The sequence below is a fragment of the Lutibacter sp. genome (assembly GCF_041562875.1).
Lineage (GTDB): Bacteria > Bacteroidota > Bacteroidia > Flavobacteriales > Flavobacteriaceae > Lutibacter.
In genome coordinates this window covers 1-8,212 of sequence record NZ_JBFFOE010000103.1, presented here as the reverse complement: position 1 = coordinate 8,212, position 8,212 = coordinate 1, and the positions used below count along the sequence as shown (strand labels likewise).

The window sequence follows — 8,212 nt, the reverse complement described above, 5'->3', positions numbered from 1 at the left end:
TTTTAATAATAAATCAGTTTCTCTCATGGTAGTAGACACCATAAAAAAGAACAGCAACATAAATACAATATCAGGTAAGGATGCTGTAGAAATAGCAGGTAATCCTTTTTTCTTCTTTTTAAATTTACTCATATTCTGATATTATTTAATTGGTTCTGGTTCAGAGATAATTTGAGGATAACTATCCTTCAAAAAATCAATTTTCGTTTTTATACTAGCCGTTCCATTTTCCTTAAAATCGTCTAAAAGGTCTTTATAAGATCTTTTATATTTTTTTAAGGCTAAATTGTTTCTTAACTCGTTATAAGCCCCTTCAATTTCATTTTGAATTGAAATATACATACCATAACTAGTACCTCTATCACTTTGTAAAGATACAATTGCCTTTGTTGGATGATCTGAAGATGTTGGATCTTTCGCTCCATTACAATAATCACAAGGCTCTCCAGGAACATCACCTTTTGCTGCAGATAATCCACCGCCATTGTCAACAAAATTCATTGTCAACCGTTTGATGTCTGTAACCTGAACAAATTCATTTTCAACTAATAGCTGATTATTACGGTTTACAGTAATATCCAATACATTTTTTTCTTTAACAATTACATCATTTTTTTGATCTGGAGGTGTTTTCTCTGGTAATTTACGCGAAATCCCGGAGTCAACATCCATAGTAGTTGTTACTAAGAAAAATATTAGAAGCAAGAACGCAATGTCTGCCATTGAACCAGCATTAATTTCTGAGTTTTCTCTTCTTGCCATAGTTGGTTTATTTTGCTAATGATTTTACAAAGTCAAAAAAGAATGCTCCAAAACCAATAACACCTAATATGGCACTAAAGTTTATACCGGTACTCACCCATTTTGACACACTACCTGCTTCACCATCTTTTAAAATTTTACCCATTGACATAACTGCGCCATCATCTGCAAAAGAATATGACACAACTAATAATACAAGTAAAATTCCCACTCCCATTAATGTTCTTTTTAATACATCAGGGTGTTTCACTAAATTTAGTATAGAAAACACAACTGCTATAATTCCAGTTGCATATAATAATATAACCGCAAATGAAATAAATGGTGCTACATGACTATCACTAATAGTTGCATCGGCAAGCATAAGTTTTATAGTCTCATCACCAGCAATAACTATCCTGGCAAAGAAAACAAAACCTATTAATCCAATTAGACCAACAGCTAAAGTCAATATTTTTGATAATTTCTGATTCATAATATTTATTATTTTTTATGTTTAACCAAAAGGTCAACAAGTGAAATTGACGCATCTTCCATATTATTTACAATACTATCTACTTTAGAGATAATGTAATTATAAAAAACTTGAAGAATAATTGCTACAACTAAACCAAATACAGTCGTTAATAACGCTACTTTAATACCACCAGCTACAACTGTTGGAGAGATATCCCCTGCTGCTTGGATTGAATCAAATGCATCAATCATACCAATTACAGTTCCCATGAAACCAAGCATTGGTGCTAGTGCAATAAATAAAGATAACCAAGAAATGTTTTTCTCTAATAATCCCATTTGAACTCCACCATAACCAACAACTGCTTTTTCAGCCGCATCTACTCCTTCATCCATTCTATCCAATCCTTGATAAAATATTGAAGCAACAGGTCCTTTTGTATTTCTACAAACTTCTTTTGCAGCTTCTACTCCTCCTGATTGTAAAGCTTCATCAACTTTACTTACTAATTTCTTAGTATTCGTTGTTGCCATATTAAGATAGATGATTCTTTCAATTGCAATAGCTAAACCTAAAATTAAGGCAACTAATACAATCCCCATAAAAAATGGCCCACCTTCAATAAAACGTGTTTTTAATTCTTGATGAAATGTTTTTGATTCTGTTGCATCTGCAACTTGTTCAGTTTTTGCTGCATCTTGTGCAATAGCTTTAGGTGCTGCTCCAAATAACAATAATCCTGTAATTGCAAGGATAGTAAATACTCTTTTCATTGTCTAAATAGTTAATTTATTAATTTTTCGGTTTAAATATGTAATAATTTTCACAAAGCAAAATATCTGTTGATATATAGTTCCCTTAAGTGTTTTTAAAATATCTAATTCAACTCTTCTCAACTTCATTTGCGAATGGCAAGTAACAAAAAAATGTTGAATTCTGAAAATTTTAGAACTACTTTAAGTTATTTTTTTAAAAACTCTGTTTTTTTTTATTATTAACAATAATCAATCCAAAATACCTTTTTTTGTTGAAAATAAATTTAAAATACTCTTATTTAGTTCAATAAAAATTACTCAATAACAGTTATCTCTCCTCTTAATTGCCTTTCAAAAAAATATTTAAACTTATTTTTGGGAATATTCTCGCCTAATAGATACATTAATTTAGCTAATGCTGATTCAGTTGTAATATCATTTCCACTAATCACTCCTATATTTTCAAGTTCAACACTTGTTTCATAGTGCCCCATAATTACACTTCCACTAATACATTGCGTCACATTTACAATCTGTATACCTTTTTTTATAGCCTCTTTTAATAAGTTAATAAACCATTTTTCAGTAGGTGCATTTCCAGAGCCAAAAGTTTCTAAAATTACCCCTTTTAACCCTTTGCTGCTTAAAATACTTTCAATAACAACTTTAGTAATCCCAGGAAATATTTTTATAATAGCTACATTATTGTCTAATCGCTTTCTAACTTTTAAAGGTTTTATAATTGTTGGCTTATAAATTAATTGTTTATTTAATTTTAAATGAACTCCACTTTCTCCTAATGGAGGAAAATTAGGTGAAGTAAATGCTTCAAAATGCTCGGAATTTATTTTTGTAGTCCTATTACCTCTATATAACTTATATTCAAAATACAAACAAACCTCAGAAATTATTGGGTTTCCATTATCTTGCGCTGAAGCTATTTCTATAGAAGTAATCAAATTTTCCTTTGCATCAGTTCTTAAATCTCCAATTGGCAATTGTGATCCTGTAAAAATTATTGGTTTTGATAAATTTTCAAACATAAAACTGATAGCTGATGCTGTGTACGACATAGTATCAGAGCCATGTAGAACAACAAAACCATCAAATTTTTCATAATTATCTTCAATAATTTCAGAAATAACAACCCAATCATCTGTATTCATATTTGATGAGTCAATAGGTTCTTCAAATGAAATAGTATTAATAGTACATTTTAAATGATTAATTTCAGGAATGTGTTTTACTAACTTTTCAAAATCAAAACTGCGTAAAGCCCCTGTTTTGTAATCTTTAACCATACCAATGGTTCCGCCAGTATAAATTAAAAGTATATTTGGTGTTTTTGTCATTTTGTCTATTGACATATTTTGGAATAATTTATGATGTAAATTTATTAAAATAAAATAAACTAATTTAAAAAGAAATTTATGATCGGTTTTTATATAATAATTGGTGCTATCTCATTAATTAGCTGGCTAGTAAGTAGAAAATTAAAAAGTAAATTTAATCATTATTCAAAAATTCAATTACGAAATGGATTGAGTGGAAGAGAGATTGCAGAAAAAATGTTACATGATAATGGTATTTTTGATGTTGAAGTTATTTCTACTTCAGGAAAATTGACAGATCACTACAACCCAGTAAATAAAACTGTGAATTTAAGTGAGTCCGTTTATCATGAAAGGAATGCTTCTTCAGCTGCTGTTTCGGCTCACGAATGTGGTCATGCCGTACAACATGCACAAGCTTATGAATGGTTGCAACTTCGCTCAAAATTAGTTCCTGCGGTTGGAGTTTCTTCAAAATTTTCACAATGGCTAGTAATTGGTGGTTTAATTCTTGGAGCTACATCGGGTAATGCAGGAATAGGCTTTGTAATTGCAGTTATTGGCCTTGGAATGATGGCATTAGCTACTTTATTCAGTTTTATCACACTGCCTGTTGAATATGACGCTAGTAACCGAGCATTAGTCTGGTTAAAAACGAATAATATGCTTACTAATGAAGAACAAGACGGCGCAAAAGATGCTTTAAAATGGGCTGCAAGAACTTATTTGGTTGCTGCCTTGGGTTCTTTAGCAATGTTATTATATTGGGGATTAAGAATATTGGGATCAAGAGATGATTAATGATTAAAAACAATTAAAAAAAGGCAAATTGAAACTCTTTTATAATTGAATTTGTCGATCAATTTGTTGTTCTAAAGAAATAAATGTTTCTATTCTTGCGACTCCTTTTATTGATTGAATTTCTTGATTAAGGAGTTTCACTAAATGCTCATTATCTTTAGATAAAATTTTTATAAAAATAGTGTAATTACCTGTTGTATAATGACTTTCAATGACTTCTGGAATTTCTTTCAGTCTTTTAACAACTGCTAAATATTTGCTTTCTGCATCTAAAAAAACACCGACAAATGCTACTATTTTATATCCTATAATCTTTGGATTAATTATGAATTTTGAGCCTTCAATTAGACCAGAAGCTTCTAGCTTACGCAATCTTTGATGAATGGCAGCACCAGAAATTCCAATTTCACGAGCTATGCCCAATATTGGTGTTCTGGCATCTTTCATTAAATTTTTTAAAATAATTTTATCAATACCATCAATATGTAACTCTTTTTCCTTCATAAGATATATAATTGAAAGTAAATTTAAATAAAAAAAGGATATGAAAATTCATATCCTTTTTTTATTATTTTAATTCTATACTTCATTCTACCACTGGTAAAATCACAAAGTCCTCCATAAATTTTGTAGTATAATTACCAGCAATATAATCTGGATGATCCATTAACTGTCTATGAAAAGGAATTGTTGTTTTTATACCTTCTATTACAAATTCATCTAAGGCTCTTTTCATTTTATTAATTGCTTCTTCACGTGTTTGAGCAGTCGTAATTAATTTTGCTATCATTGAATCATAATTAGGAGGAATTGTATATCCTGCATACACATGTGTATCAACTCTAATTCCATGGCCTCCTGGTATATGTAATGTTGTTATTTTACCAGGCGAAGGTCTAAAATCTTTATATGGATCTTCAGCATTAATTCTACATTCAATAGAGTGTAATTTCGGCGTATAATTTTTTCCAGAAATAGGAATTCCAGCAGCTACTTTTATTTGCTCATAGATTAAATCATAATCTATTACTTGCTCAGTAATAGGGTGCTCTACTTGAATACGTGTATTCATTTCCATAAAGTAGAAATTTCTATGCTTGTCTACTAAAAATTCAACTGTACCAGCACCTTCATATGAAATAAATTCAGCTGCCATTACAGCCGCATCACCCATTTTCTTTCTCAATTGAGTGGTCATAAATGGTGAAGGAGCTTCTTCAGTTAACTTTTGATGACGACGTTGAATTGAACAATCTCTTTCTGATAAATGACACGCTTTTCCAAATGAATCTCCAATAACTTGAATCTCAATATGCCTTGGCTCTTCAATGAGTTTTTCCATATACATACCATCATTTCCAAAACAAGCAAAAGCTTCTTGCCTAGCAGAATCCCAAGCATTTAGTAAATTTTCTTTTTTCCAAACAGCACGCATTCCTTTTCCCCCGCCACCTGCAGTTGCTTTTAACATAACAGGATATCCCATTTCATCAGCCAATATTTGCGCTTCTTCAAATGTCTCTAACAACCCTTCAGAACCAGGAATTGTTGGCACTCCAGCTGCTTTCATTGTAGCCCGAGCAGATGCTTTATCTCCCATTTTACTAATCATATCTGCAGAAGCACCTATAAATTTAATATTATGTTCTTCACATAATTTTGAAAATTTAGCATTCTCAGATAAAAAACCATATCCGGGGTGAATTGCATCAGCATTTGTAATTTCTGCTGCTGCTAAAATAGCTGACATTTTTAAATAGGACTCACTACTTGCTGGTGGTCCAATACAAACGGCTTCATCTGCAAAACGAACGTGTAAACTCTCAGCATCGGCTGTAGAATACACAGCTACCGTTTTTATTCCAATTTCTCGACAGGTTCTTATAACTCGTAAAGCTATTTCACCCCTATTGGCAATTAATATTTTTTTAAACATAATGCTTTCAAATTATTTACAAAAAAATTAATTTCAAATTAAAATTTGAAATTAAAATAACATTAAAACTATGAAGGATCTACTAAAAATAATGGTTGACCAAACTCAACTGGAGTTCCATCTTCAATCAAAATTTTCACTATTTTACCTGAAACTTCAGCTTCAATCTCATTAAATAACTTCATAGCTTCAACCATACAAACTATTGTTTCTGAATTTACCATATCTCCAACTTCAACAAAAACTGGCTTATCAGGTGATGGTTTTCTATAAAAGGTTCCAATTATTGGAGAAGTTATTTCAACATATTTTGAAATTTCTTCTTTTGCAACAGCATCTACAATAGGAGTTTCAACTTGGGAAATAGTTCCTGCAAATGGCATTTGAGTATTTACCATAGGTGCTTGTTGCAATATAGTAGTTTCTAATCTTTCTGAACCTGTTTTAATGGTGATTTTAATATCTTCCATTTCTAACTTTACTTCACTTGCTCCAGATTTGGCTACAAATTTAATCAGGTTTTGAATATCTTTTATATCCATATTCGTTTTGGTTTTAGTTTTAATTTTTAATAATTATGAGTTATATGCCCATTTTAAGTAAATTGATCCCCAAGTGAAACCACCTCCAAATGCTGCAAAAATTATAGTATCTCCTTTTTTAAGTTGATTTTCGTAATCTGCTAAAAGCAATGGTAAAGTTGCAGATGTAGTATTACCATATTTTTGAATATTCATCATTACTTTTGAACTATCCAAATTTATTCTATTTGCAGTTGCTTCAATAATTCTTTTATTTGCTTGGTGAGCTGCAAGCCAAGTAACATCTTCATTTGTTAAATTATTTCGCTTCAGAATTTTAACAGTTGCGTCAGCCATATTAAACACAGCATTTTTAAAAACGGTTTTTCCATCTTGTCTAACAAAATTTTCTTTATTATCTAAAGCCTCTTTTGTTGTAGGATACATAGATCCACCTGTTTTTACTTTTAGAAATTCTCTTCCTTCTCCATCACTTCTTAAGTACTCATCTTGTAGTCCTAAACCTTCTTCATTTGGTTCAAATAAAACTGCTCCTGCACCATCTCCAAATATAATACAAGTTGCTCTATCTGTATAATCTATCATAGAAGAGCATTTATCAGCTCCGATAAGCAATACTTTTTTATATTTTCCAGATTCAATAAAACTTGAGGCTACAGACATTCCATATAAAAAACTTGAACAAGCAGCTTCTAAATCAAAACCAAAAGCATTGGTTGCTCCTATTTGTGAAGCCGTATAAACTGCAGTTGCAGCGGCTTGCATATCTGGGGTTGCTGTTGCTACTATTACAAGATCTATTTCCTTAGGATCCAATTTTTTCTTAGCAATAAGCTCCTGAGCCGCTTTTATTGCCATATAAGAAGTCCCTTTCCCTTCTCCTTTTAAAATTCTACGTTCTTTAATTCCTGTTCTTGAAGTGATCCATTCATCATTTGTATCTACTGATTTTTCTAACATTGCGTTTGTCAAAATATCTTCGGGAACATATTTCCCAACAGCAGTAATTGCAGCGGTAATTTTTGTCATAATTTGTTTTACTTTCATGAAAAAAGAGTGGGTAAAAATAGTAAATTATAATTTGATTATTTACTGATTTTTATCATTTTTGACCCATTTTATTTAAAAAAACAAAAAAAACCCTCAAAAATGAGAGTTTTTAGTATGTTTTAACTTATTTTAATTAAGCTTGAATTTCAACAGAATCTATTACAATTTGACCTCTGTAGTATAATTTTCCTTCATGCCAATGAGCTCTATGATATAAATGTGCCTCACCAGTTGTTGGGTCAATTGCTACTTGAGGAGCTACTGCTTTATAGTGAGTTCTTCTTTTGTCTCTTCTTGTTTTTGATATTTTTCTTTTAGGATGTGCCATTACTTGTATTTTTATCTATTAGTATATTCTTTAATTTATTCCACCTAGGATCAATCTCCTTGTCTTTCTCTATTTCTTCCTCCTTAATTTCTAATTCTCTTAACTTATCTAATACTTCTGAATGTAGCGTTCCGTCATTTACACCTGGATGAATTCTTTTTAATGGTAACGCCAATACAATTACTTCATAAATATATTGTGCTACATTAATTTTATGATCTGAATAAGGTATAATTAATAATTCCTCATT

General features: G+C 30.8%; 12 protein-coding genes. 1 reads left to right on the top strand and 11 read right to left on the bottom strand.

Features of this window, described 5'->3' with window-relative positions:
• The 5 genes from ABY863_RS11550 to ABY863_RS11530 form a co-directional block, all read right to left on the bottom strand.
• A partial coding sequence (locus ABY863_RS11550) for an ExbD/TolR family protein (protein ID WP_372794978.1) occupies positions 1-132 on the bottom strand: 132 nt, incomplete at its 3' end.
• A gap of 9 nt (positions 133-141) precedes the next feature.
• Positions 142-762 carry an ExbD/TolR family protein gene (locus ABY863_RS11545; RefSeq protein WP_372794974.1) on the bottom strand — a complete coding sequence of 207 codons (621 nt, stop codon included), beginning with the start codon at positions 760-762 and terminating at the stop codon, positions 142-144.
• Between the two features lie 7 nt (positions 763-769).
• Positions 770-1,237 (bottom strand): hypothetical protein, encoded by a 468-nt coding sequence (locus ABY863_RS11540; RefSeq protein WP_372794972.1) that lies wholly within the window; start codon positions 1,235-1,237, stop codon positions 770-772.
• An 8-nt stretch (positions 1,238-1,245) separates the two neighbouring features.
• Positions 1,246-1,992, bottom strand: a complete 747-nt coding sequence (locus tag ABY863_RS11535; protein ID WP_372794970.1) for a MotA/TolQ/ExbB proton channel family protein — start codon at positions 1,990-1,992, stop codon at positions 1,246-1,248.
• Between the two features lie 296 nt (positions 1,993-2,288).
• Positions 2,289-3,326, bottom strand: coding sequence for an asparaginase (locus ABY863_RS11530; protein WP_372794976.1), 1,038 nt, complete (start codon positions 3,324-3,326; stop codon positions 2,289-2,291).
• Positions 3,327-3,404: 78 nt separating this feature from the next.
• Between ABY863_RS11530 and ABY863_RS11525 the strand changes: the two genes are divergently transcribed.
• Positions 3,405-4,106 carry a zinc metallopeptidase gene (locus ABY863_RS11525; protein ID WP_372794968.1) on the top strand — a complete coding sequence of 234 codons (702 nt, stop codon included), beginning with the start codon at positions 3,405-3,407 and terminating at the stop codon, positions 4,104-4,106.
• 39 nt (positions 4,107-4,145) lie between these two features.
• Here the strand turns inward: ABY863_RS11525 and ABY863_RS11520 are convergent, their stop codons facing one another.
• The 6 genes from ABY863_RS11520 to ABY863_RS11495 form a co-directional block, all read right to left on the bottom strand.
• Positions 4,146-4,610 carry an Lrp/AsnC ligand binding domain-containing protein gene (locus tag ABY863_RS11520; RefSeq protein ID WP_372794966.1) on the bottom strand — a complete coding sequence of 155 codons (465 nt, stop codon included), beginning with the start codon at positions 4,608-4,610 and terminating at the stop codon, positions 4,146-4,148.
• 82 nt (positions 4,611-4,692) lie between these two features.
• Entirely contained in the window at positions 4,693-6,042 is a 1,350-nt protein-coding gene (gene accC / locus ABY863_RS11515; RefSeq protein ID WP_372794964.1) for an acetyl-CoA carboxylase biotin carboxylase subunit, read from the bottom strand.
• A 68-nt stretch (positions 6,043-6,110) separates the two neighbouring features.
• Positions 6,111-6,584, bottom strand: coding sequence for an acetyl-CoA carboxylase biotin carboxyl carrier protein (gene accB, locus ABY863_RS11510; RefSeq protein ID WP_372794962.1), 474 nt, complete (start codon positions 6,582-6,584; stop codon positions 6,111-6,113).
• Positions 6,585-6,617: 33 nt separating this feature from the next.
• Positions 6,618-7,613, bottom strand: coding sequence for a beta-ketoacyl-ACP synthase III (locus ABY863_RS11505; protein WP_372794960.1), 996 nt, complete (start codon positions 7,611-7,613; stop codon positions 6,618-6,620).
• A gap of 154 nt (positions 7,614-7,767) precedes the next feature.
• A complete protein-coding gene (gene rpmF, locus ABY863_RS11500; protein ID WP_299524679.1) occupies positions 7,768-7,962 on the bottom strand; it encodes a 50S ribosomal protein L32 in 195 nt (64 codons plus the stop codon).
• Positions 7,949-8,212 (bottom strand): DUF177 domain-containing protein (locus ABY863_RS11495; RefSeq protein ID WP_372794958.1); only part of this gene is annotated, 264 nt, incomplete at its 5' end. The genes rpmF and ABY863_RS11495, both read right to left, overlap by 14 nt.